Source organism: Kiloniella laminariae DSM 19542, from assembly GCF_000374005.1.
Classification (GTDB): Bacteria; Pseudomonadota; Alphaproteobacteria; order Kiloniellales; family Kiloniellaceae; genus Kiloniella; species Kiloniella laminariae.
In genome coordinates, this window is record NZ_KB893137.1 from 1 (window position 1) to 25,297 (window position 25,297).

Genomic DNA, 25,297 nt, shown 5'->3' on the forward strand with positions numbered 1-25,297 from the left:
ATTGCACTTTACAATGAGGGTGGCGAAGTTGTTGGTCGCTCTGGTGGAGCAGCAGGCCCGATTGCTTTCAAGGTTTCTGTTGATAGCAACGGTGTTGTGACACTTGATCAGCAGGCTTCTCTGAAACATCCAAACGTTAACAACCATGATGAGCCAGTTACTCTTGGTAATGGTCTTGTTACGCTGACAGGTACGGTTACCGACGGTGATAGTGATACCGCCTCTGCCGATATCGATCTCGGTGGTAATCTTGTATTCAAGGATGATGGTCCAACGGCTGTTGATGACACTGATTGTGTCGAGGTTGTTGTTGGTGGGCTGCCGCCACAGAACATTGCTTTTGTGGTTGATGAAAGTGGCTCTGTTGGCCAGACAAACTATCAGACCCAGATTGATGGTGTGCGTACCTTCATGAACAGCCTGGTTACACAGGGAGATCCGGCAGAACTGGCAATTTCTCTGGTTACCTTTGGCTCAGACGCTGAAGATTACGGTACCTTCGTCTATCAGGATGATGGTAACGGGGTTCTGGATCTGGATGACTTTGTCCGTCTTAACAATGATGGCACACTGTCTTCGACGACACTTGATGACACCCTGATCACGGTCCGGGCAGATTATGATAATGGTGGTTCGACGAACTATGATGCGGGTATGCAGTCCCTGTTCTCGGCAAATTCTGAATACCTGACCAATCCTGTGTCTGGTCTTTCCGGTGCTGAGAACCGCCTCTATTTCATCAGTGATGGTGGTCCGAATGCAAGCAGCACCAGTAACTCGAGTGAAATTGATACGGATATCGCAACTGCGATTACCAATAACAATATTCAGGTTACAGGAATTGGTATCGGCACAAGCTCTTCTGTTGAAAACGGTTTGGCTGATTACTTCCTGGATCAAGGTGGTACTGATAGCAGCAACCCGTCAATTGCGGCCAGCCAGTACAGCTTTGTTTCCGTACCAAACTTTGCCGATCTGGCGGATGCTCTGGATGGAACGACCGGATCTGCGCCAGTGGCAACGGGTAACGTTGTTACCGGGATTGATGTCGCCGGTGGTGATGCCAATGTTACCGATGGTAATGCCGATACGATGGGAGCAGACGGCTTTGGTTCCATTTCCTGGGCCGGCGCAACCGGAGGAACAACGGTTGTTGGTACCTATGGTACACTGACCGTTGATGCCAATGGCAACTACAGCTATGCCCTGGATTACAGCAATTCAGCCGTAACAGGACTGCCTCAGGGGTCAACCCTGCCGGAAGTCTTTACCTATACCGTTACGGATGGGGATGGTGACACAGACACCGCGACCCTGACCCTGACAATCAAAGGGGCAGATCACGATGTCACAATTACCAATCTGACACCGGAAATCTCGGGTGGTGATGCAGTTGTTAATGAAGAGAACCTTGCTGATGGCTCCAATCCTAATGCAGGTGCTTTGACCCAGGCAGGAGACTTCACTGTTACGGCGATTGATGGTGTTGATGATGTGACAATCAATGGCGTTCTGGTTATTGAAAATGGCGTCCTGACAAATAACCCTGTCACCACACCATTGGGCAATAGCCTGACTGTTACAGGCTTCAACACGGCAACAGGACAGGTTAGCTATAACTACACGTTGGGCGACAATGAAAATCATCCGACAGCTGATGGCGAAAATGACCTGTTTGATAACATGACCGTTGTGGTTACAGATCAGGATGGTGATAGCGCCAGCGATACACTTTCAGTTCGTATTATCGATGATGTTCCGGAAGCCGATAATGATACCGGTTCTGTTACCGAAGGTGCGACGCTGACTGTTACGGCTGCGGGTGGTGTTCTTTCGAACGACGACTTTGGGGCGGATGGTCAGGCTGCACCTGCAATTACGGGTATCCGTACGGGCGCAGAGGGCGGCAGTGGTACAGCAGGAACTGTTGGTGCCACACTGACAGGTACTTATGGAACCCTGACGCTGAATGCGGATGGCAGCTATGATTATGTTGCGAACAGCAACCTGAACAATGCTTCTCCATTGACTGACACCTTTACCTACACAATTACCGATGGTGACGGTGACACGGATACAGCAGAGCTGGTTATCACGATCAATGATGGCGGTGTCCCGACGGGTCCTGTCGGTGGAGCACTTGATCTCTCTGTTGATGAGACCAATCTGGGTGTGAGCGATGTCGATAGCGGCACGGTTACCTTCCAGGCTGGTTCAGATAACATTGTGTCCGTCAAATTTGACGGCGCGAGCGATCCGAGTATTGCTGGTATCGACGAAGGTGTTACCTGGTCACTTAGTGGTGATGGTCTGACCTGGACAGGATCAGACAGTGAAGGTGTCGCTATTGTTCTTACGGTAAGCGGCGGCACGGCAACGGCCGGGTCAACTGGTACTGCAACGGTTACTGCAACACTGAGTGATGAGCTCAAGCATGATCTGGGCGGTGCGGATATTGATATCAGTGGTGTGACGGTTGTTGCGACAGACACGGACGGTGACCAGGCGACTGCAGCCGTAAACGTGGCGGTTGTTGATGATGTCCCGGTTGCTGTTGATGATGTTGACTGTATCGAAGTAGACATCGGAACACTTGCACCGCAGAACATCGGTATTGTGATGGATTTCAGTGGCAGTGTTGGTTCTACTGACCGCACAGCCCAGGTGAATAGTGTGAAGGCTTTTGCCGCAACGCTGTTTAACGGTAATCCAAATGTAACGATCTCGATTGTTGCCTTCGATGATGATGCGGGAACAGTAGGCGTCTTCACCGATCTGGCAACATTGAATGCAGCAATGGATGCAGCTGCGGATGGTTCCTTCACCGAGCCTGGTGGCGGTAGCTATTCCGGTGGCAGTGTCACAGATTTCGAAGCCGGTCTTGAAGAACTCTTCAGCAATTCTGGTGGTGCCGGTTATGCGGAGCAGCCAGGAGCGAATAACCAGGTCTTCTTCCTGAGCGATGGTAACCGGAATGATGGTGCTTCTTCGATCAGCAGCAGCGATGTTGTTCTTGATAACAATGGCAAGGCTTTGCTCAACAGCGGTGCGATTGAGCTGACGGCTGTGGCGATTGGTAGCGGGATTAATACCCAGACCTTTGAAGATTTCTTTGGTGTCGGTATTGTTGATGCACCATCCGAAGTTGTTACAACAGCCTTTGCCGATCTTGCTGATGCACTGAACGGTAATGTTGGATCAGGCGGCAATGTCGCAACCGGCAACGTCGTTACCGGTATCGATGTTGCAAGTGGTGATGCCAATACGACAGATGGCAATGCTGACGATCTCGGGGCTGACGGCTTTGGTTCGATTACCTGGGCCGGTGCAACAGGCGGGACAACAGTTGTTGGTACTTATGGTACCCTGACCGTTGATGCTGCCGGGAATTACAGCTATGCCCTCGATTATACTGATCCGGATGTTATCGCCCTTGCCGGGGGATCAACCCTGACCGAGGTCTTCACCTATACCATCACTGATGGGGATGGTGATGGCGATACAGCAACCCTGACCCTGACCCTCAAAAACACTGATCAGGATGTTGGTATCAGCAACCTGACAGCTGAGATTGATGGTGGAGACGCGGTTGTTGATGAAGATAATCTGTCTGATGGTTCAAGCCCGGATGCAGGTGCTTTGACACAGTCAGGTGATTTCAACATCTCGACACCGGATGGTCTTGATGATCTGACGATTGGTGGAACCGCGGTTATTACCAACGGTGTCTTTACGCCCGTCTCGATCACGACACCGGAAGGAAATACGCTGGAAGTCACAGCGTTTGATGCGGCGACTGGTAAAGTCAGCTACAGCTATACCCTGGTGGATAACACCACCGGCCATGGCCCGGCTGATAACGGTGAAAACAACCTGTTTGATAACCTGACTGTGACGGTTACGGATACGGATGGCGATAGCGCGACCAGTACCCTGTCGATCAAGATTGTTGATGACGTACCGACAGCGGTTGACGATGCGGCGACCACGACGACAGATGCGAGCGTTCTGCCTCAGAATATCGCTTTTGTTGTGGATGAAAGCGGATCGGTTGGTCAGACAAATTACCAGACCCAGATCGACGGGGTTCGTACTTTCATTACCGAGCTGGTTACCAACGGGACACCAGCCAAGCTGGCGTTCTCTCTGGTGACTTTCGGTTCTGATGCCGAGGATTACGGGACCTTTGTTTTCAAGGATAATGGCGTCGGTGGCATTGATCTGGATGATTTTGTTCGGATCAATAACAACGGTACTCTGTCATCAACTACACTGGATGACACCTTGACCACGGTCCGGGGGAATTATGATAACGGTGGCTCAACGAACTATGATGCCGGTATGCAGTCCTTGTTCGCGAGTGATTCCGAGTATCTGACAAACCCGGTTACCAATTTGCCGTTTAGCCAGAATCGCCTGTATTTCATCAGTGATGGTGAGCCAAATACCACAAATACAAGTAATGACGACGAGATTGATCAGGACATTGCCACGGCAATCGTCAACAATTCAGTGCTTGTAACGGGGATCGGTATCGGTACCAGCTCTGGTGTTGAAGATGGACTGGAAGATTACTTCTTGGCTCAATCTGGTGAGAGTAGCAGCAATCCGAGTATTCCTGCTTCTCAGTACAGCTTTGTTTCTGTGCCGAACTTTGGTGATCTGGCTGATGAGTTGCTGGCTGCCGTTGGCACGACGCAACAGATTGCATCAGGTTCCCTGCTTGCCAATGATGATCTTGGTGCAGATGGGGCAGGTGTAACGGCGATCTCTATCGGCGGGGTTGCTGCGACTTTCAACGGTTCTACGAATTCATGGGAACTGGACGGGGCCACTTTCGAGTTTGGTTACGATCCTGTTGCGGATGAGTTTGTTCTGATCTTTGATGACGGAGCAGCAACAAATCTTACAGTGAACTACACGATCACTGATGGTGATGGGGATAGCTCATCGGCAGTACTGAATATCACGGCCTATCAGGCTCTGAGTGCTGTTGATGATCATATCATCACCAACATCACCTCGGGTGACCTCAACATTCCGGATTGGGTTTTGACCCAGAACGATGGGGGCAACACCGCCCGGGATATTACAGGCGTCACCAACCCAACGGGGGGGACAACCTCCCATGACGGGACCAATGATGAAGTGACCTTCACACTGCCACCGAGCAGCCCATTTGGCTCCAGTTATACGGTGGTCAATGAAGCAGCTAATGATGCTTACGATAACCCATTGAATAATACGAGAGGAACGGCTGTTGATCTGACCGATCGTACCCAGTGGGGACCCGTTACTGATGGTAATGCAGCGAACGTAAAGAATGCGGCTTTGCCAAGTATTCTCTTTAGAGGTGATATCGATAACAGAGATACAGGTAATAATCGCGATTATGATTATGTCGCAGTTGCTCTTCTTGCTGGCGAAAAACTGATCCTTGATATTGATAATGGTCAGGGTGGTTCAGGCAGCCAGAACGTTGATACGCGTATTCGACTGTATGATGCTTCTGGCAATGAATTGGCCGAAAATGACGATGCTGCGATCACAAATGGTGGGGCAGGATCGACAGATGATCGGGATTCCTATCTGGAATACACTGCCTCATCGGATGGCACATACTATGTACGCGTAGAATCATTTGGCCGGAATGATGATGGTGATTATGACCTCTGGCTCTCTGTGGATAACAGTGGTGTCAGCACTCCGACGATAGGCTTCGATTACAGCGTGGAGGATGCCGGAGGGACCAGTGATGATGCTTCCGTTCTGATTACCACAGTCGATAGTCTGACGCTGACAGGGACTGGTAATGGTGAAATCCTTATCGGTGGCTCTCTGGCTGATATCATCAATGCTGGTGGCGGCGATGATATTCTGCTTGGTGGTGACGGAGTGAACATCCTGACCGGTGGCACCGGTGCTGATACCTTTGTCCTGAGCGAGTTGGCTAGTGTTGATGTGATCACAGATTTCAATGGTTCCGGGAGTGATGGAACTGGAGATATTCTGAACCTGCACGATCTGTTGGTTGAAGCCGGACTTGATCAGGCTGCTATTGATGGTCTGAATGATGGAAACATCAACGATTATGTCCATCTGGATTCAGTCGCGGGTGTCACGACCGTATCCGTATCCTCTGGTGGAGGTGGCAGTTTCACGACTGTTGCGACACTGAACGGTGTTGGTGATAGCGAAGTTGTCAAAGTACAGGTAGACGAAGATCACATCCTGAATATGACAACATTCTAGATGCAGGTTTAATCTGGATTAATAAAAAGGCGCTCTTCGGGGCGCCTTTTTTCTGTTCAGTGTGGGAAATGATCAAAATAAAACCCTGACCAATAAAGATCAGGGTTTCTGCACGTCAGGGACTATCCTGCAGGAAGAGAACTGCTGGATTAAGCGCTTGTTCGTTACAGCTGGGCCAGAGCGTGTTCGTTGTCTTCCTGTTTTTCCATCTGGGCCTTGGCCTTTTCGTCCGCCTGGATTTTCTCCATAGTGTTGGCCAGCTTTAGCGTGACATCCTTGAGCGAGGACATCGGCATGATCAGGGTCGAGGTGGATTCAGAAATCAGCTTGCCGGGGTTTTTAGGGTCGCGCACGATCTGGCGTAGCTCAACACGCACGGTGCCGTTGACCACGGTGATGGCGCCGATCCCGTCTGTGAAAATATGGTCCAATTGTTTTCTCCTTAAATGCCTTGTCTTTACGCCACCGGTTTCTGGCGCTCTGGAAAAATCAGGTTCAATCAGTCGTCCCCCTTCTTACAGGGTTATATTACTTTAAGGTGAGAATGAGGTCACCCAGTACCTGATAATTTGTTTGTGCAGGGGCAGGTTTATCCCGTTTTTTATAAAATTTCTGCAAGGCAGCCTGCAGAACTGCCGGGTCTGAAGCGGCTTCGGCTTTTGAAAGATAGCCCAGATGTTCTAACAGCAGGGCGATGGTTTTCCCTGGCATTTTTCCGGCCTTGCTTCCGTTCCCGGGCAAAGCGCCCTTGTCCCAGAGGAACGCAAGCTTGCCGATGGCCTGTTTGACATCCTTGCTGCCCCGTTCAGGGTGAAACCGCGAAGAGGTGAGGGCGCCGACATATTCATTGCTGCGGCCATTGTCCGAGCTGAAACCAACCACATTGATGCCGACAATAGAAAATTCCCCCTGATCATAGAGCAGAAGAGGCGAGCCACTGTCGCCATTCTGGAGGAAACAGCGATGGGCAATGCCGTCACTATTTTTAATCCGGCCGGGAAACTGGCAGTTAAAGTCTACTGTCTGGGCATGCGGAGCCCCGGCGCGGTAGCCGGAAGAAAGAAGGACACTTTGACCTTGTTTAATCCGTTGCAGAATACTGTTCGAGAGAGTTTCGAGAGCGAGCCAGCCGGTTTGTTTGCCCAAGGGGGAGGCGAGTTCGAGCAGAGCCCAGTCTGTTTCGGTGTTGCGGGCAGAGGCCTCGTTCAGGGGGCGGTAGTTTGCCGATTTTCGGTATGACTTTACCGGAGCATGGATTTCATAGGTGCTGAACTGATATCCGGCAACAAAATGCAGTTCCTGCGGCGCAAGCCAGCGCCCGGTTCTGACATCATAGATGCAATGTGCAGCTGTCAGCACATGGCGTTCGCTGACCATGACACCGGTGCAGTGGGCGCGCCCGGCAGCATTGACACGCCCCAGCGTGCTCCAGGGGTATTCCATCGCATTGACAAGAATGCGTTGTTCTTTGCCAGCGGCCTGACCCGGCGAAATTGTCGTGCAGAGGAGAAGGGATACAAACCAGAGCAACAGCAGGAGTTTTGTTGAAACAGGGGCGTTGGTCGGGCGGTGAACAAAAGCAAAGGTCCCCGAGGGAAAAGCCGGAGCAGGCTTTTCCCTCGGGACATTAAATGGCAGCTGCCAACTCAATGCTGGATTGAGGCGATCAGTTTTTCACCTTCAACTGAATTGACGACATTGCGCAGGGCATTGATGACAGCAAGATCATAGCGATCATTGTTATCATCCAGGATTTCCAGAGCCCGTAGAGGTTCCAGCCCATGTCTGTAGGAGCGGGGCTCGATACGGGCGCAGAATACATCACAGGCCCCAAGAATACGGGCTGTGACCAAGATATCATCCCCAGACAGGCCTTTGGGATAGCCTTCTCCATCAAGGCGTTCGTGCATCTGCATGATGGTTTCGAGAACAGGCAGATCGAAATCGATGCCCCGCAACAGCTGCTGTGTGTGCTGGGGATGTTTCTGGATCTCGGCGATCTCTTCCGGAGTCAGGCGCTCGGGCTTGTTGAGGATTTCCCGTGGAATGGCAAGTTTGCCGATCTGGGACAGGTTGGAGGCAATCTCCAGAGTGGCAACCTCGATGTCGCTGAGATTCATGCGTTTGCCAACCATGACCGCGAACTGGCTGACCCGACGGGAATGTCCACCAAGATAGGGATCACGCAGCTCGACCGCACGAACAAGGGCCGTGACCATCTGCTGGACGGCTTTTTCTTTTTTCCTCTGTTCCTCGACCAGATCGGTGACATCACGGAAAACCGAAACGATGCCAGAGACCTGGTCATCTTCGCCGATAAAGGGAACCTTGCTGATCTGCAAGTGATGTTCCTTGTTATCAAGGAAGACACGTTCATTGGCGGTGACGACATTGCCGGAAGCAACAGCCCGTTGATCGGTGATCGACATGCGGGCTGCTGTGCCGGTACCGAAAATTGCGGCATCGTCCATGCCGACCAGCTGATCTTCGTCGCGTCCAACCCCTTTGGCAAAGGCAGCATTAACATAGCGGTAGCTGCCATCGACGGCTTTCAGACCGATAAAGTCGGCGATGGTGCCATTGATCTTGTCGAGCAGCTGTTTCTGGGCGTGAATGCGGTTGGCCAGCTCTTTGAATTGACGGGCAAGAGCACCGTTGTGTTCCGAACTCAGACGCCACCAGAAGGCCAGGAAAACCGAGGCGACAATCACGACGATCAGCGTGGCCATGAGAATGGCAATGTTCCGGAATTCAGCCAGACTTTTTTCAGCCTGGGCACGGTCAATCTCCTGAACTATCCAGAGCTGATCGGGTAGAAGTACAGCGCCGGCAGCATAGACGTCGGTTCCGTCGCCAGCCAGGCTGGGGCGCAGGTTGAAATCAAACAGCTGGCTCTGGGAAAGGTCAGAAGAAATCGGGCGGATCAGGCGGGAGTCCTGCGGGATGATTTCCTGATACTTGTCGCCTGATTTCTGGACCAGCCGGGTTTCCTCGCCGATTTCGGAAAGGGCACGGGGAGAGAGAAATTCACTGATTTTTGTTGTAACAGGGAAGGTCAGCAACATCAGGCCGACCGGGATTTCTTCATCTGCTTCTGACTGGGCAGGCAAAACCGGGAGCAACAGGTCGATCACCAGTCCAGTTGCATCCTGACGGATTGGCCCAAAGGCTGCGTCTTTATTGCCGAAATGAGCCAGTGCGAGGGCCTGTTGTTCGGCACTGACAGGATCAGACCCACTTGAGGTGAGATAAGCAATACCTGTCCGGCCAAAAAGGTAGCTGGTGGTAAAATCGCTGTTGATGGTGAAATCGGTAAGGACCCGTTCCATGAAGGGGAACTGTTCAAAAAGTGAAACCCCCAAACCTGAATCCGGTTCTTCTCCTTCGGGGGACGGGGTGATTTGGGTGAAATCCCCGCCCGCCAGATCAACTTCGTAGGCAAAAAGGCGGAAAAGCTCGTTGGTGACAAGGCGATCTGACTGGGCCTTGACGGAATCAAGCCAGGCAAGAATAAGCTCGCTTCGTCCGGTGGCCAGAATCTCCTGACGTTCCTGCACCTTGGCCACAATTTCGCTTTTGCGGTTTTCGATGATCAGTCCGGGGACAAGGATTGACAGGAGAACCAGAGCCGCAATGACCAGCAGACCTGTTATCAGGGTGCGTCGGGGCATGGCGCTGCTGCTCGTCGCCATAGAGTTGATGGCGTGGAATTCAAATTTGTCTTTACCGTTTTTATTCTTCATCTTCTCCGCTCTTTCCCCCAAGGGAGAAATACTTGCCACCTTGGTACACTACTTGATATGTGCCCAACGTGTCGTCGCATTCATTGAATATTGTGGCACATAATGCCGGTATTTTGTATGGGTCAGGATCAGATTGGAAAGACTGTCCAAAATGAGGATGTCGTTTGGCTCATAGATTGCCAGAACGGCATGTCCAATGCCACGGATACGGTCGAGTAAAATAACGATGCGTAACTCGCTATCCTGGAAGCCCAGTTCTTTCAGGGCATAATACTTGGCAATGGAGTAGTCCTCGCAATCTCCTGATGTTTTCATAAACTGGTTTGGTGAAGCCCAGTACTCACTTACGCCATAGACTTCCTGATCAAGTTTGTAGGGCCATTTGTTGAAAAACCTGTTCACAGCATCGAGTTTTTGTCGACGTGTCATATTCCGGGCTGCGTGTATAATTTTGCGCCAGGAGTTCTGCTGAGCAGTTTTACATTTGTTGATATCATTACTGCAGGCCTGAAACAGGTTCATGTCAGTCTTGGCCTTCTCAAGCACGCGCGCCCATTGTGGCAAGGCCTTGAACGACTTTGACTGAAACTCGACAGTATTGAAAAGTGCTGTTCCCTTGCCTTTCGCAGCCTTGGCCAGATCACCGAGGGTCTGAGCCTGAACAACAGGGGCAGGCATGGCGCTTAAAAGAACAGCGGCCAGAGTAGTTGCCTTTGTTAACTGCCTAAAGTTCATCACCGATGGGTGCTCACGCTCGCCTGATCTCGTCTGTAAAACAAGTTCTCAAGATGACAATTACAGCTTAAGAGACAGTTAACTTTTTGCTTGAGGGCTTGCTTCTTTTTCTCGTTCACGCTGTGTTGATTGCTACAGCGGTTTTTTCGGGGCGGGAAAAATGAGAAACTCTCCCCGCCCTGAGTTGTTTATCTGGAGCTATTTTTCGCGCAGGGCCGAATCCCGGGCTTTCAGGATCGGCTTGAGCAGATAGTCCATGACGGTTTTTTTGCCTGTCAGAATTTCGACATTCGCAGTCATACCGGGAATGATATCAAGTTCTTTGCCTTTGCTGACAATCTTGTTGTCGTCCGTACGAAGATAAACGCGGTAGAAACTTTCGCCCTGTTCATCCTTGATTGTACTGGCGGAAATACGTTCAAGCTTGCCTTCCATGCCGCCATAGATCGAGAAATCATAGGCTGTGATCTTGATTGTCGCTTTTTGACCCGCGCGTAAAAAGGCACGGTCGGACGGGCGGATCTGTGCCTCGACCAGCAGGGTGTCATCAAGGGGAATGATCTCGGCAATATCCTCGCCGGGACGGATCACCCCGCCGACCGTGTTGCGGTGGAGTTCCTTGATGGTTCCGCGGACAGGGGAACGGACATCTGTCCGGCGCACGATGTCTTCACCAGCCTCGCTACTTTCTGTAATGGCTTTTAATTCTGATCGGGCCCGGTTGAGTTCGTCGGAAACTTCAGCCTTGGTCGAGAGAACCAGCTCGTCAATGCGTTGTTTGGCTTCTAGGGCGGCTCCCTCAAGGCGGGGTAGTCCGACCCGCAGTGTTCTGATTTCCCCCTGCAGATCGGCAACCTGTCTCTCGATACGGATCAGTTCCAGACGGGGAGAAATACCCTTCTGTACAAGAGGTTTTGTAATGTTGAGCTCGTCTGTTGCCAGGGAGAGGCTGTTGCTGAGCTGGGAAATCCGGCTTTTGACTTCTGCAATTTCCTGTTGCCGCTGGCGGGCCTGGTTTTCCAGAACCTGGATCTGGGCTTCCTGTTGACGCATGCGTGCGTCATAGAGGGCCTGCTGGTCTCTGACCTGATCCGGAGCAGTCTCTTTGGTTGTATCCGAGAAAATCAGTTTTTCCCCGCTCAACTCTGCTGTGAGGCGTTCGACGGTTGCAGTGAGAATTTCCAGCTGGCTTTGGGACTGGTTGGCATCAGCGATAGCCGCAGAGTTATCAATCCGCACCAGAATATCACCAATGTTTACCTCATCCCCTTCCCGGACGAGAATTTCCGAGATGATCCCACCTTCCAGGTTTTGAATAACCTGGGTTTTTCTGGAAGGGACAATCGTGCCTTCCCCCCGGGTGACTTCGTCGAGTTCGGCCAGGCTGGCCCAGATGCCAAAAGTCAGGAAAAACAAAAAAGCGGTAAAGGTCAGTGTATAGGCGATGCGCCGTCCCTTGCGAAAGGTGGCCGCATGGAGATCCGGCATAAAAAGCAGATCTTCGTCTTTTTTAGACATGGAAGACATAACAGTCCTTTTCCTTGTGCCTTAAGGTCGTGGTTTAAGAGGAACTTGCTGTTGCGGAGCCCTAGCCTGCATTGGCCCGGATCTGCCCCTGTTTCAGGGCTTCCAGGACCTCGGCCTTTGGTCCGTCAGCAACAATACGTCCACTATCAACAATGATAAGCCTGTCGACCAGGGTGAGCAGCGAGCTCCGGTGTGTCACCAACACCAGAGTTTTCCCGGCAACCACCTTTGTCAGACGGGTCTTGAAACCTGCCTCTGATGAGTTGTCCATGCCGCTTGTCGGTTCATCCATTAGCAGGACTGGAGGGTCAAGCAACAGAGAGCGGGCGATTACGACGGCCTGTCTTTGTCCCCCGGAAAGTGACATGCCACGTTCGCCGACCTGCAGGTCAAATCCGTGAGGATGGGTTTTGAGAAAGTCGGTCACGCCTGCGAGGGTCGCTGCGCGCAGGATCGTCTGGTCATCCACATGAGGCGACCCAAAGGAGATGTTTTCCTTCACCGAGCCGAAAAACAGGTAATTGTCCTGAGAGACATAGCCGATATTCCGTCTTAGATCTGCAGGATCAATCTGTCTGATGTCGGTACCGTCCGCCAGAATAGATCCCTCGGTCGGGTCGTAGAGGCCGAGTATCAGGCGGGCAATGGTTGACTTGCCGGACCCGATGCGTCCCAGAACCCCGACGCGTTCGCCAGGCCTGATCTTGAGACTGATGTTGTCGAGTGCTTTCACTTCCTGTCCGGGATAGTTGAAAGTAACTTTTTTCAGCTCGATTTCACCGCTCAGTCTTGGTCGGTGCAGATAAGTTTTGTCGAGAGAGCGCTCAACCTCGGCATTCATGATGTTATCAAGTGACTTGAGGGCAACACGAGACTGCTGCAGCCGTGTCAGCATACCCGCGATGGTTCCCAGCGGGGCCAGGGCACGACCGCTGAGCATGGTCGAGGCAACCAGGGCACCCATAGTCATTTCCTTCTCGATGATCAGGAAAACACCGACAATCACGACAACAACGGTTGTCATCTGGATTGCGAGCTGGGCAAAGGTGGTCGAAATCCCGGAAAGGAGTTTGGCCTTGCCTGCTGAATCTGCAGTCAAGCCGACAAAACGTTCCCAGGAACGCTGAATACGTCCTTCTGCGGCACAGGTCTTGATGGTTTCGAGCCCATCAATAGTTTCCACCAGCAAGGCGTGTTTCTGGCTTGATTCCTTGTGGGTTTTCTCGATCACCTTGCGCAGCGGGATCTGGAGAATAAAACCAACGCCGATAACCAGAGGAACGACAACCAGGGGAACTATGGCAATCTGGGGTGCCGCGACAAGCGAAATGATCCAGATAAAGAGGAAAATAAAGGGAAGATCGATCAAGGCGACCAGAGTTCCCGAAGTAAAGAAATCCCGCAGTGATTCAAACTCGCGCAGATTGTTTGCCATGGCCCCTGTTGAGGGGGGTTTGTTGGAAAGTTTCATGGCCATGAGCTGCTCAAGCAACCGGCTGGCGATAATGACATCCGCGTTCTTTCCTGCGACATCAACCAGATAGGTTCGCAGGTTTTTCATGACAAATTCGAAGGTAAATACCGTCGCCACACCGATGGCCAGAACAGCAAGTGTTTCACTGGCACCATTTGGCACCACGCGGTCGTAAACGTTCATGATAAAGAGCGGACTGGCGATGGCAAACATGTTGATAAGAACGGATGCCATCATCACATGGCTGTAGATTGGCCAGAATTTTAACAGTGTGCCCCAGAACCAGGCTTTGGGTTTCTTGAGCTGTATGTCCGACGCACGGGAATCAAACTTATATTCGGCGCGGGCAAAAATGGCGAAACCCATATACTGCTCTTGCAGCTCGGCGAGAGGTACGCTTTTCTCTCCCCGGCCTTCTGGAACGGCGATAGAAGCGGTGCCAGAGGGATTGTAGCTCAAAAGAATGCAGGCGCCGCCCTGCTTCAGAAGCAGAATGCAGGGCAGGGTCATGGGCTGGATGTCTTTGATCGTTGCCCGGCGCACAGTACGTGCTGTCAGTCCTGCTCGTTCTGCCGCCCGGACTGCGAGATCCGGCGAGAACTGGGCACCGCTGTGCGGCAGGCCTGCTTTTAAGGCCTCAACCGAGATCGGTCGTTGCATCATCGAGGCCAACATGAAGACACACTCCAGCAGCGGGTCTTCGAAGTTTACTGATCCTGGATCAAGTTGCCATTCGGCCTTGGGTGGAAGGCCACCCTCGATTACATCTGACGGTTTTAGAACAGCAGCTTTCTGTTCGTCACCGGAAACCTTGTCACCATCCATAGGTTGGGTCGCCGTTTTTTTTGAACTCATTATACCCCCGATCCCCCTATACCAAATTTCCGGATAGCCCTGCTGGGAGTTGCAGGATCCGGTTACGTATAACTGTTTGTCTTGTTTATATCCAATTAACCTTAATCTTTATATTACTTTGACTGTTTAAGGTTAACGAATAATTGAATAGGCACAGAGTTTCCGAGTCTAAACCTGATCGGGAAAGATCATATTAACAAATTCCAGGAAATTTTTCCGGTATTTCGGGGAAGGGGGAAATCCCAAAGCAGAAGCAAGAGTTTTGCTATTAATCGAATTTGGCCTGCTCAAATTATTATCACACAAATTTCCATATCAGGGGACGGTTGCTTCTTTCAGATAGGCGATCAGGTTTTGAATATCTTCATCTTTTTTCAACCCGGCCAAAGACATTCGAGTGCCGGGGACAAGGGCTTTGGGCTTTTTGAGGAAGGTGGCAAGATTTTCTTCTGTCCAGGTCAGGCCGGAGTTTTGCATCGGGTCCGAGTATTTGAAACCTTCGATTGAAGCTGCGGGGCGGTTTATGATACCGGCAAGGTCAGGGCCAATTTTGCTCTTGCCGATGGCATGACAGGCTTTGCACTTGTTAAATACCTTTTTTCCTGCGTCAACATCGGCTGCTGCAGCAGCTGAAGCCACCAAGGAAAGGGTAAGGACAATACCCCAAAATGTCTTTGTGTTCCTCGCCATCGAATTCTCTCCGTATTTTGTTGCTGGAAACAGATCTCAAGCAGGTTTTGCCTCCTTTGCCCTGTTCCTGAAAGCATGATGGCGTGGGAAAACCGCTTTGTCTGCTGTCTCGCGAACAAGTGAACGTTCGTGTTATCTTTGCAGGGAGCGGAGCTTGTCTTTCAGGCCGATATAGAGAAAACCCAGTCTCAAGATCTGGTTTTTAAGAAAGGGGCTGTCCGGTATCGACCATTGGGGAACCGAGGCGAGCAGATCAAATTTTTCTGCAATGCCCGTGACCAGATCAGCCATTAGTTTCCCGCCCAAAGCACCCAGTGCAAGGCCGTGTCCGGTATAACCCTGGGCATAGAAGATATTTGGTGCCAACCTGCCAAAATCCGGTAAATGACTAAAGGTATTACAGAAGGTCCCGCCCCAGGAATAATCTATCCGAACCCGGGCGAGCTGGGGATATATTTTCAACATATGAGCCTGCACTATTTTGTCGATACCTTTGGGGTGGCGGCCCGGCAGACCCAGCCCTCCGCCAAAAATCAGGCGGTTGTCAGGAGTGAGGCGATAGTAATAGACCTGGTTATGTGAGTCCCACAGGCAACTTCTGTTCCTGATGATATTCTCGATCAGGTGATCCGGAAGTGGTGCGGTGGTCAGTTGAAAATTTTCTGCGGGTAAAATTTTCCGGGACATCTTTCTGTTCAGGGGACCGAGATAACCGTTACACCCCACGATGACAAAGCTGGCGGTTACAGATCCGTTGGCGGTTGTAACCCTTGCGGGGTCGGTTTTCCGGATGTCTTGCACAGCTGATGTTTCAAATATTCTGACACCGGCTTTGATACAGGCCCTGGCGTAGCCGAGTGCAAGATTAAGGGGGTGGAGATGCCCTGCTGTTGGATCATAGAGAGCACCAACATAGGCGTTTGAGCCGCTGATATCGTTTGTTTCTTCTTTATTCAGCAACTGATAATGCCCGTACCCATAGTCGTCACGGACGATGGCAGTATGTTCTTGGTAATAGGAAAAATCGCCTTTTGTCACGGCGCAGCCCATATTTCCGGGGGTGTAGTCACACTCGATATTGTGTTCCCGGATCAGGTCTTTCACCAGTGATTTTGCATCCTCGGCAATATCCCACAGCGCCCGGGCACGTTCTTTGCCGTACTTGCGGATCAGGTCCGGCTGAAACACGGTGTGGGCGCTGCCAAGCTGCCCCCCGTTTCTTCCTGATGCTCCCCAGGCAATCCGGTTGCTTTCCAGCAAGACAACGCTGTACCCCCTTTGTGCCAAGTGAAGAGCAGCTGACAATCCTGTATAGCCTGCTCCGATTACACAGACATCGCAGGAAAGATCCTCGGTCAAAGGGGAGTGACGAGGATGTTCTGTTGCTGTCGCAAGGTAATAGGACTGGGGATAATCCATAGGTTTATGAGGCAAGGGCATGGCATTTGTACCTGGCATACGGTTAAAGTCCTCCGAACAGCGGGTGGCCCTTTTGAGCCCGGCCAGATAGTAGATTATATTATTTTATCTAAATGCTCAAATAAATATATAAAGCCAGAAAATCCTAGAAGTTGTTTTCAGAAAAACAGTCGTAGAAAACAAAGAAGCCCGGGCATTTTCATGCCCGGGCTTCTTTGTTTTCTACGGAGATCAGCAGGTTAGCTGTTGGCCTGCAGATAGGCGAGCAGGTCTTCGATCTGGTCTGCTTTTTTAAGGCCGCCAAATGACATTTTTGTACCCGGTATAAAATCTTTTGGCTTGGTCAGGAACTCTGTAAGAGTTTCTTCTGTCCAGGTCACGCCGGATTCCGCCATGGCATCAGAATACTTGAAACCTTCTGCTGTGGCGGCGGCCTTGCCGATAATACCATGCAGATTCGGCCCGATCTTGTTCTTCCCGTCAGCTTCAATAGTGTGGCAGGATTTACATTTTTTAAATACCTTTTCCCCTGCAGCGGCGTCACCAGCCTGAGCTGTACCAAGGCCAAGGGCAATCCCGGCTGTCAGTCCAAAAGCCATCAGGGCAATTTTTTTCATAAGAACTCTCTCCTGAGCGGTTAGTTAGTGTGTCCCGGCAAGGGGTCGGTTGTCTGACAAGCTTCGATAACCCTATACAGGAATCAAAGTTTCGTTAAGAAAACTGTCTTGGGGCAGTCTAGTTCCGATGAACACCTTGCGATTTGATTTTGCACAATACTAAGCTCTTTTCAGGTTTTTTGTGTGGAAAAATAAAAACCGCGCTGTCTTGTCGCATCATTTATCGCCTCGTTTGCCGCATTATTCTTTTGTAAAAAGAGGAAGTGAGGAAAGTTCTGTATAGCTGTTAAGGATATAGTCCGGACTTAGTGCCCTGGCTGCTTCCGTTCCGTACCCTTGGGTAAAGAGGATGGAGGGGATCCCGGCATTGCGGGCGGCAAGAATGTCGTTCTTGCCATCGCCCAACATGACGGCCTGTGAAGGGTCGGCATCCATTTCTCTCAGCAGGTGAAGAATATGATCTCCGTCAGGTTTTTTGACCGGATAGCTATCACCGCCGACTGCTTTTTCGAACAAGGTTTCCAGACCAAAGAGATTTAATATTTTCTGGGTTGGGGCAAAAGGCTTGTTGGTACAGATCGCCAGCCGCCAGCCCTGATTTTTTAACGCCCGAAGCTGTTCGATCACATGGGGATAGAGAATTGTGCCGACGGCCAGATGATCATTGTAGATTGTTAAAAACTCCCGGACCTTTTCAGTCAAGGCATCCGGGGAGAGCTTGGCGCCGGTTGCTGCATACCCGCGCTCGACCAGCTTGGTTGCTCCGTCGCCGATCATGTTTTTTACTTCCGCGAGTTCCGGTTCACGCCGACCATCCCGACGCAAAAGCAGGCAAAGGGTGAGAGCCAGATCCGGCGCACTGTCAATCACTGTGCCATCAAGATCACAAACCAGAATATTACGCTGTTTGTCAGCTGATTGCATCTTGGGGGCATGTATTTCTGATGATTGCGACATGTAAGGCCTGGTATCTGTTTTGTTGTAATAAGCTCGGCAACGCTACTCAGCTGTTGCCCTGGTGGCAAGAGGGAGGAGAAAAGAGATCAGGCTGTAATAATTGGAAATATTGTGTAACAGGCCGAAACAAAAGGTGATTTGAGATGAAAAAGGCCTCATGGCATTTTCGAACCGCAATAATCTTGCCTGATTTTCTCATCAAGATGTCTACTAGTTGTTGATTGCAGGCACAGCAGCAGGTAATCACAGAGACGACTTCACGAATAGTGACCTGAGGACCAATGAACGCTCGCAAACTCGCCGTAATTGTTCTGGCTGCCGGCCAGGGTACCCGTATGAAATCAAAGTTGCCGAAAGTTCTGCACGGGCTGGCAGGAAAATCCATGCTGGCGCATGTACTGTCCGGGGTTGAAAAGTTGTCGCCGGATGAAATTGTCGTTGTTGTTGGTCCCGATGCACAGGCGGTGGAAAAGGCAGCTGCTCCTCACAAGACAGCTGTGCAGCAGGATCGTCTGGGAACCGGCCATGCGGTGCGGGAAGCTTTCTCGGCCCTTAAAGGTTTTTGTGATCCCGGTGATCAGGCCGATATTCTGGTGATTTTCGGGGATACGCCGCTGATCCGGAGCGCGACCTTTGAAAAGATGTTAACCCGGCGACGCGAGGAACAGGGGCCGGTTCTGCTTGGACTGGCCTTTCGCCCGGAAGATGCCGGACGTTATGGCAGGGTTAAGCTTGATGAAGAAGGGCGGGTTGCCGGGATTGTCGAGTTTGCTGATGCGACGGATGCTGAAAAAGCCATTGATCTTTGCAACGCCGGAATTTTGTTGGGCGATGGTCCGACCGTCTGCCGTCTGATTCACCAGCTGGATAACAACAACGCCCAGGGCGAATATTATCTTCCGGTTATTTTCGATTTTGCTTATGCCGAAGGACTGGATACCCGTGCAGTTGAGGCCAGCGAAGAAGAGGTGATGGGGGTAAACTCCCGCCAGGAGCTTGCCGCCGCCGAACTTGTGCTGCAGCAGCGCTTGCGGAATGAAGCCATGGTACAGGGCGTCACTCTGATTGATCCAGCTTCGACCTGGCTTTCAACAGATACTCTGTTTGGTCGCGATATTATTATTGAGCCTTCTGTCTTTATTGGCCCCGGCGTATCTATTGCGGATGATGTGACGATCAAGGCTTTCTCTCATCTGGAGGGAGCTACGGTTGCCGAAGGTTCTGTGATCGGGCCCTATGCCCGCTTGCGTCCGGGGACAGAGATCAAAGCCGGAGGCAAGGTCGGCAATTTTGTCGAAACCAAGAATGCTGTGCTTGGTGCAGGGGCTAAGGTCAACCACCTCAGCTATATCGGCGATGCGGAAATCGGGGCCCGGGCCAATATTGGCGCTGGAACCATTACCTGTAATTACGATGGCTACAACAAGTGGAAAACCGTGATTGGCGAAGACGCCTTTATCGGTTCGAACACGGCGCTGGTTGCACCTGTTAACGTTGGTGCCGGGGCAATTGTCGGTGCCGGAAGCACCTTGACCAAGGCAGTCGAGAAAGACGCTATTGCCGTGGTCCGGGGCCGACTGGTTGAAAAGGCCGGGGGTGGAGCCTCCTTCCGGGCCGGGCGTAAAAAGATCAAAGACCAAAAGACAGCAGAACAAAACGCAGAGAAAAAGGGTTAGACAACAATGTGTGGCATTATCGGCATTATCGGAACCAAACCCGTTGTACCTCTGCTGCTTGACGGGCTGAAGCGCCTCGAATACCGCGGGTATGATTCCGCGGGCATTGCAACGCTGGTCGATGGTGGACTGGAACGTCGCCGGGCCCAGGGCAAACTGGTCAATCTGGAAAACCGGGTTGCAGAAGCGCCGTTGGGGGGCATGACCGGGATCGGCCACACCCGCTGGGCCACCCATGGCCGCCCCAACGAAATCAATGCACATCCCCATGCCAGTGATCTGGTGTCGCTGGTCCACAACGGGATCATCGAGAATTTTCAGGAACTGCGGGCCGAGCTGGATGCCAAGGGCCAGACTTTCCAGACTGAAACTGATACCGAAGTGGTGGTCTATTTGATCACTCACTATCTACGCGATGGGCTGTCCCCGGAAGAAGCGGTACAGACAACCTTGAAGCGTCTCGAAGGAGCCTTTGCCCTGGCAATCGTTTTTGCCGGACGTGAAGACCTGATGATCGGTGCCCGCCGTGGCAGCCCGCTTGCTGTCGGTTATGGTGACGGCGAAATGTATCTTGGTTCGGATGCTCTGTCGCTGTCTCACCTGACCAACCGGATCTGTTATCTGGAAGAAGGCGACTGGGTGGTACTGGACAACAATGGTGCCTCCATTCGCGATTTGGATGGAAACCTGCTGAACCGTGAAGTGGTGCAGACGGCAGTCTCGGGTGCGATGATCGGTAAGGGGCAGTATCGCCACTTCATGATGAAGGAAATCTTTGAACAGCCCGCGGTGATCGGCGATACGCTGCACGCCATGTTCAACCCTCTGGCGCGGACGATCCAGCTGCCGGAATTTCCTTTTGATCTGGCCGATATTTCCCGTCTGACCATTGTTGGCTGCGGTACCGCATCCCTGGCGGGAATGGTGGCCAAATACTGGCTTGAACAGGAAGCCCGCCAGTTGGTTGAGGTAGATATTGCCTCGGAATTCCGCTACCGCGAAGCCCCCTTGCCGGAAAAAGGCGTCAGCCTGTTTATCTCTCAGTCGGGCGAGACCATTGATACTCTGGCAGCCCTGCGCTATGCCAAGTCACAGGGCCAGAAGATTGTCTCCATTGTCAACGTGCCGGAATCAACCATTGCCCGTGAATCGGACATGGTGCTCCAGACCTTGGCTGGACCGGAAATCGGTGTGGCCTCGACCAAGGCTTTTACGACGCAGCTGACGGTTCTTGCCTGTCTGGCGATTGGTATCGGCCGGGCAAAGGGGACAATCTCGCCAGCAAGAGAAGCCGAGCTTTCCACGGCCCTGACAGAAATTCCAGCACGCATTGCTGAAATCCTCAACACAGATGAAATCATCCGCAAGATTGCAGTTGAAGTCAGCGAAGCACGGGATGTGCTCTATCTCGGGCGTGGCAATCTCTATCCCATGGCGATGGAGGGCGCGCTCAAGCTCAAGGAAATCAGCTATATTCACGCCGAAGGCTATGCCGCAGGCGAAATGAAGCACGGCCCGATTGCGCTGATAGATGAAAACGTGCCGGTGATTGCTTGCGCCCCAAGCGGCCCCTTGATGGAAAAAACCATCTCCAACTTGCAGGAAGTCGCCGCCCGCGGTGGGCAGATTATCCTTTTGTCGGACAAGGAAGGCCTGAAACGGGCCGGATCAATCGCCAAACATAGTGTCGAGCTACCGAAGGTCGATCCCTTTGTCGCCCCGATCCTCTATGCCCTGCCGATCCAGCTTCTGGCCTACCACACAGCAGTTATCAAGGGCACAGATGTGGATCAGCCAAGGAACTTGGCAAAGTCGGTTACGGTGGAATAGCTATTATTTAGTACAATTTTTGGTAGCATTGGCTTGAGTAATACGTATCATATTCTGGTGCAATCCGAAGTACGCTGAATAAATAACTGTCTCAAGGCCAGGTGACCTCCGACCAAGCTGGTGGACAGTTCGGGCAGCGTGACCTGGGATGCGGCCTTGACCCCCTATCGCGGTGAAAGCTCAGTCCTTGGCGCGGCGGTAATGAAGCTGCGCTTGCCCGGTCAATATGTCGATGAGGAAACCGGGCGGGGCGGAGCCTCGAGCCTGACCCACCCGCTTTATTACAACTATAACCGCGATTACGACCCGGCGACCGGGCGTTATACTCAGGTTGATCCAATTGGTCTGGCGGGAGGAGTAAATACCTATGCTTATGTTGGAGGTAACCCTGTGTCGTATTTTGACCCTGATGGGTTAGCGAGGCAGCGAGATCCTAATGGGCAGGAATGTATAGATCTTGCAGGTGAGATTACTGAAGGGGCAAGGGAAATAAGAGATAAACAAAAAGAATATGATGAGGATGCGGGTGAACTACCAGAACGGATAGGGCCCGGAGAGAGGAGGGCAGAAACTCGCCGTGGACATCGTAGCATTATAAATGAACTAATCACCATTAATAAGAAAAAACAAAAAAGATACACAGAGGAATGTGGTGGCGGAAAAGAAATCTATCCGGAGCTTTGTCCAATTCCTGAACAGGAGGAGGAAGATCCTTTGTTTGAAGGTCTACCACCAGTTCCACCGTTTATTCTGCCCCGTATAAACCCCCGCCCAGGGGGAGGAGGGCCGAAACCAGGACTCAATGGTTTTCCATTACCTCAGTTACTGATGCTAGGCTTCTAATAAACGATGTTAAGGACTTATCATATGAACTAAATTTGTAGTTGAAATTAGTTTTGAGGCTGAATGACATCTCAGTTTTTAAGGTATCATTCAGCCTATGCAAAAGGGTTGCTTTGTTATTAGGAGAATTGTTATGAAAGTTGAAGAGTACAGGGAAAAACTAAATAACATTCCAAATAGAACGGTAAAAAAATACTTAGAAGATATTGCGTTTGAATTAGAGATGGAATCTTTGGGGCATTCAGTACTTCCGGATGATATTTTTGGATTATATATTACTCTTTTTAAGGATATTGAGTTTTGTTGCAAAAAGGGTGCTTATCATTTTGTTTCTGGATTGTATTCAAAAGTATATAAACTGTCTGAGCCTCAAAAACAGGAATTGTTAAGAGTCCTTGTAAATAATTTTGAGTTTTACGATGGAATCGATTTCAGGCTTTGGATTTGTACTTTTTTCGCTAAATGTTTTGAAGCTAATACTTGTATTGCTATTTTTGAAGATCTTGAGAAAAAATTCGAATTTGAAAAGATTCATGAAATCTTAGTAGCATTAGAATCTATTATGTATCATTTGGATACTGATAGTTTAGAGTGGAAAAGAGCAAGTTTACTCTGTAAAAAAATCCAGAATAAAGAATAACTGGGAAAACTTCATGAATATTTAGTATAAATTATTTTACAGTGATAATACTCACCAATTTTTTTCTGCTGACTTTTGTTTCAATATGAAATACCTGACGCCTTGACCGTGTCCTAAATCTCTGAAGAGCGAGAGGCAGAACAGTATCATTATTTTCGTCCTCCACAAAATCACCACCCATCAAAACGGACAACAACTCAGGCGGCGCCAGGTCCGGATCAAAGCCGCGTTGCTGGCTGTGCAGGGTGACCAGCGGTTCAATCTTGCGGTAGAGTTCTTCCCGCATGCCCAGCAGTCCTTTGAGTTCAGCAAGATTGGTCAGTGGCGCGTTGCGCGGGCTGTAACTGTAATCCGCCCGGCGGTAATCCGCTTTTTCTGCGCCCATCAGCCGGGCAATATTATTGGTATCGCGCCAGTCGAGCAGGGCATCGGTCAGCTGTCGGGCTTCGCCGGGATCTCCGGCGGTCAGGGCAGAGGCTCGGTCAAAAAACAGCAGCAAGAGGGCTTCAGGTGCGGCATTGAGATCGATCTTTCCACCCTCGTCCGAGATCGTAACCTCTACAGCCAAATCACCGATAAGATAATTTTGAATAACTGTTGGACCGTCCCGGCCAATTACATTGCGGGCTTGCGGTAGGCTGGTGATCGCCAGATTGATCGCGCCGTCGATGGCGGCCTCGGCCCGGGCCTGTTCTTTGGCGTTTCGCACCAGGGCGATATCGGTCCGGGCTGAAAAAATCATACTGCTGATCAGCACGGACAGGGCAATGGAGACCCAGAGCGCGGCAATCAATGCGCTGCCACGTTGGCTGTTACTGTTACTGGCAGTTTCCGTCAGCGCAGCGCTCTGCCCTAGTGGACACAAGGACTGCCTATTCCGATGATGTTTCTGGATCATCGGGCTTTGGAAATACCGTCTGTTTAAGGCGTTGTTTGAATTCATTGGTGATTTCGCGAGCATCGACAGAGTTGCGGGCAATCCGCGGGGTGATGATGATCAATAACTCGGTGCGTTTGTGATCGTTGTCGGTATTGCCAAACAGCTTGCCGATAACTGGCAGGCCGGAAAGTACAGGCAGCCCGGATTCCTTGTCTGTCTGACTGTCGCGGATCATGCCGCCAAGGGTTATGGACTCGCCGGATTTGACCACCACATGGCTGGAAACCTTGCGCTGCTGGATAGTCGGTGAATCAATGCCGGAGGTGGTGGTTGAGACCACGTCGCTGACTTCCTGTTCGATCTCCAGATTGATGATGCCGCTGGTATTAACCCGGGGGGTAACCTGGAGCACGACACCTGTATCGCGAAATTCGATGGTGTTGACCGTCGGTGCGTTGGGGTCGGTATTGCTGACAGAAGACTGGGTTGCCACAGGAACCGGATTATCTGGAACCTGATCACTTAAATGTGAAGCCGTCATTTGAACTTTATGTTCCTGAACTGGCTGCTGCAGTTATAACTTCTGGATAAAAACAGGGGGAAACAATCATCTGTTTGGTTCGAAAAAATTCCCAAAATAACTAAAAGTAGTCAGAAAAACGTTTGCGCAAACGTTTTTCTGACGTAGCATCACTGTAACAAACCGCTGAAAAACAGGCGGGTGGGAGAAAACATGAAAAAAACAGCCTTGTTAAACGGGCCCTTGTCGACGCTTGTCGCACGGCTGGGCCATGGCGAAGAGATCTGCATCGGTGATGCGGGGCTTCCTATTCCTGATTCCGTTACCCGGATTGATCTGGCCCTGACCCGGGGGATTCCTTCTTTTCTCGATGTCTTCGATGCTCTTGTCAGCGAGATGATGGTCGAAAAGGCGCTCATTGCTGAAGAGCTTTCAGAGTCCAACAGGGTATTGCACAGCACGATCAGCGAACGCATTGGTGCGCTTGAGACCGCCCAGGGGAACTGGATTTCTCTGCAAACACTTTGCCATGAAAAATTCAAGCTGCGCCTTGCCAATTGCCGCGCCGTGATCCGAACCGGGGAATACACGCCCTTTGCCAATATTATTCTCACTGCCGGTGTTGATTTTTAACGGATG

The 25,297-nt window shown here is 51.2% G+C and carries 18 protein-coding genes; 6 read left to right on the top strand and 12 right to left on the bottom strand.

Annotated elements, in window-relative coordinates; all coding sequences use genetic code 11:
• The coding region (locus B152_RS0108195; protein ID WP_020591922.1) for a DUF5801 repeats-in-toxin domain-containing protein at positions 1 to 6,252 on the top strand (6,252 nt) is incomplete at its 5' end.
• A gap of 164 nt (positions 6,253 to 6,416) precedes the next feature.
• On the opposite strand, the gene B152_RS0108200 is transcribed toward B152_RS0108195, so the two are convergent.
• From B152_RS0108200 to B152_RS0108245, 10 genes are all read right to left on the bottom strand, one after another.
• Entirely contained in the window at positions 6,417 to 6,683 is a 267-nt protein-coding gene (locus B152_RS0108200; RefSeq protein WP_020591923.1) for a hypothetical protein, read from the bottom strand.
• Positions 6,684 to 6,780: 97 nt separating this feature from the next.
• Positions 6,781 to 7,902, bottom strand: coding sequence for a trypsin-like serine peptidase (locus tag B152_RS25215; RefSeq protein WP_020591924.1), 1,122 nt, complete (start codon positions 7,900 to 7,902; stop codon positions 6,781 to 6,783).
• Positions 7,899 to 9,995 (bottom strand): HD-GYP domain-containing protein, encoded by a 2,097-nt coding sequence (locus tag B152_RS0108210; RefSeq protein ID WP_020591925.1) that lies wholly within the window; start codon positions 9,993 to 9,995, stop codon positions 7,899 to 7,901. The genes B152_RS25215 and B152_RS0108210 overlap by 4 nt, the downstream gene beginning before the upstream one ends.
• Positions 9,996 to 10,043: 48 nt before the next feature.
• Positions 10,044 to 10,730: a transglutaminase-like cysteine peptidase gene (locus B152_RS23045; protein ID WP_020591926.1), complete on the bottom strand. Its 687-nt coding sequence runs from the start codon at positions 10,728 to 10,730 to the stop codon at positions 10,044 to 10,046.
• Positions 10,731 to 10,928: 198 nt separating this feature from the next.
• Positions 10,929 to 12,257 (bottom strand): HlyD family type I secretion periplasmic adaptor subunit, encoded by a 1,329-nt coding sequence (locus tag B152_RS0108220; protein WP_020591927.1) that lies wholly within the window; start codon positions 12,255 to 12,257, stop codon positions 10,929 to 10,931.
• A gap of 61 nt (positions 12,258 to 12,318) precedes the next feature.
• Entirely contained in the window at positions 12,319 to 14,586 is a 2,268-nt protein-coding gene (locus B152_RS0108225) for a type I secretion system permease/ATPase (protein ID WP_020591928.1), read from the bottom strand.
• A 315-nt stretch (positions 14,587 to 14,901) separates the two neighbouring features.
• A complete protein-coding gene (locus tag B152_RS0108230; protein ID WP_020591929.1) occupies positions 14,902 to 15,276 on the bottom strand; it encodes a c-type cytochrome in 375 nt (124 codons plus the stop codon).
• A gap of 132 nt (positions 15,277 to 15,408) precedes the next feature.
• Positions 15,409 to 16,734: an NAD(P)/FAD-dependent oxidoreductase gene (locus B152_RS0108235; protein WP_083921842.1), complete on the bottom strand. Its 1,326-nt coding sequence runs from the start codon at positions 16,732 to 16,734 to the stop codon at positions 15,409 to 15,411.
• Between the two features lie 200 nt (positions 16,735 to 16,934).
• Positions 16,935 to 17,312, bottom strand: coding sequence for a c-type cytochrome (locus B152_RS0108240; protein ID WP_020591931.1), 378 nt, complete (start codon positions 17,310 to 17,312; stop codon positions 16,935 to 16,937).
• A gap of 240 nt (positions 17,313 to 17,552) precedes the next feature.
• Complete coding sequence (locus B152_RS0108245) at positions 17,553 to 18,269, bottom strand: HAD-IA family hydrolase (protein ID WP_083921843.1); 717 nt, start codon at positions 18,267 to 18,269, stop codon at positions 17,553 to 17,555.
• A gap of 281 nt (positions 18,270 to 18,550) precedes the next feature.
• Between B152_RS0108245 and glmU the strand changes: the two genes are divergently transcribed.
• From glmU to B152_RS0108265, 4 genes are all read left to right on the top strand, one after another.
• Complete coding sequence (glmU, locus tag B152_RS0108250) at positions 18,551 to 19,945, top strand: bifunctional UDP-N-acetylglucosamine diphosphorylase/glucosamine-1-phosphate N-acetyltransferase GlmU (RefSeq protein ID WP_020591933.1); 1,395 nt, start codon at positions 18,551 to 18,553, stop codon at positions 19,943 to 19,945.
• 6 nt (positions 19,946 to 19,951) lie between these two features.
• Complete coding sequence (gene glmS, locus B152_RS0108255) at positions 19,952 to 21,775, top strand: glutamine--fructose-6-phosphate transaminase (isomerizing) (protein ID WP_020591934.1); 1,824 nt, start codon at positions 19,952 to 19,954, stop codon at positions 21,773 to 21,775.
• Between the two features lie 138 nt (positions 21,776 to 21,913).
• Positions 21,914 to 22,618: an RHS repeat-associated core domain-containing protein gene (locus B152_RS26525; RefSeq protein WP_211212170.1), complete on the top strand. Its 705-nt coding sequence runs from the start codon at positions 21,914 to 21,916 to the stop codon at positions 22,616 to 22,618.
• 133 nt (positions 22,619 to 22,751) lie between these two features.
• Positions 22,752 to 23,258, top strand: coding sequence for a hypothetical protein (locus B152_RS0108265; protein ID WP_157230987.1), 507 nt, complete (start codon positions 22,752 to 22,754; stop codon positions 23,256 to 23,258).
• A 31-nt stretch (positions 23,259 to 23,289) separates the two neighbouring features.
• Here the strand turns inward: B152_RS0108265 and B152_RS0108270 are convergent, their stop codons facing one another.
• On the bottom strand, positions 23,290 to 24,123 hold the full coding sequence (locus B152_RS0108270) for a type II secretion system minor pseudopilin (RefSeq protein WP_020591937.1): 834 nt from the start codon (positions 24,121 to 24,123) through the stop codon (positions 23,290 to 23,292).
• Positions 24,124 to 24,130: 7 nt separating this feature from the next.
• Positions 24,131 to 24,679, bottom strand: a complete 549-nt coding sequence (locus B152_RS0108275) for a type II secretion system protein GspD (protein WP_020591938.1) — start codon at positions 24,677 to 24,679, stop codon at positions 24,131 to 24,133.
• A gap of 192 nt (positions 24,680 to 24,871) precedes the next feature.
• On the opposite strand from B152_RS0108275, the gene rbsD reads away from it, so the two are divergent.
• A complete protein-coding gene (rbsD, locus tag B152_RS0108280) occupies positions 24,872 to 25,291 on the top strand; it encodes a D-ribose pyranase (RefSeq protein WP_026261385.1) in 420 nt (139 codons plus the stop codon).
• The last annotated feature ends 6 nt before the right edge of the window (positions 25,292 to 25,297 follow it).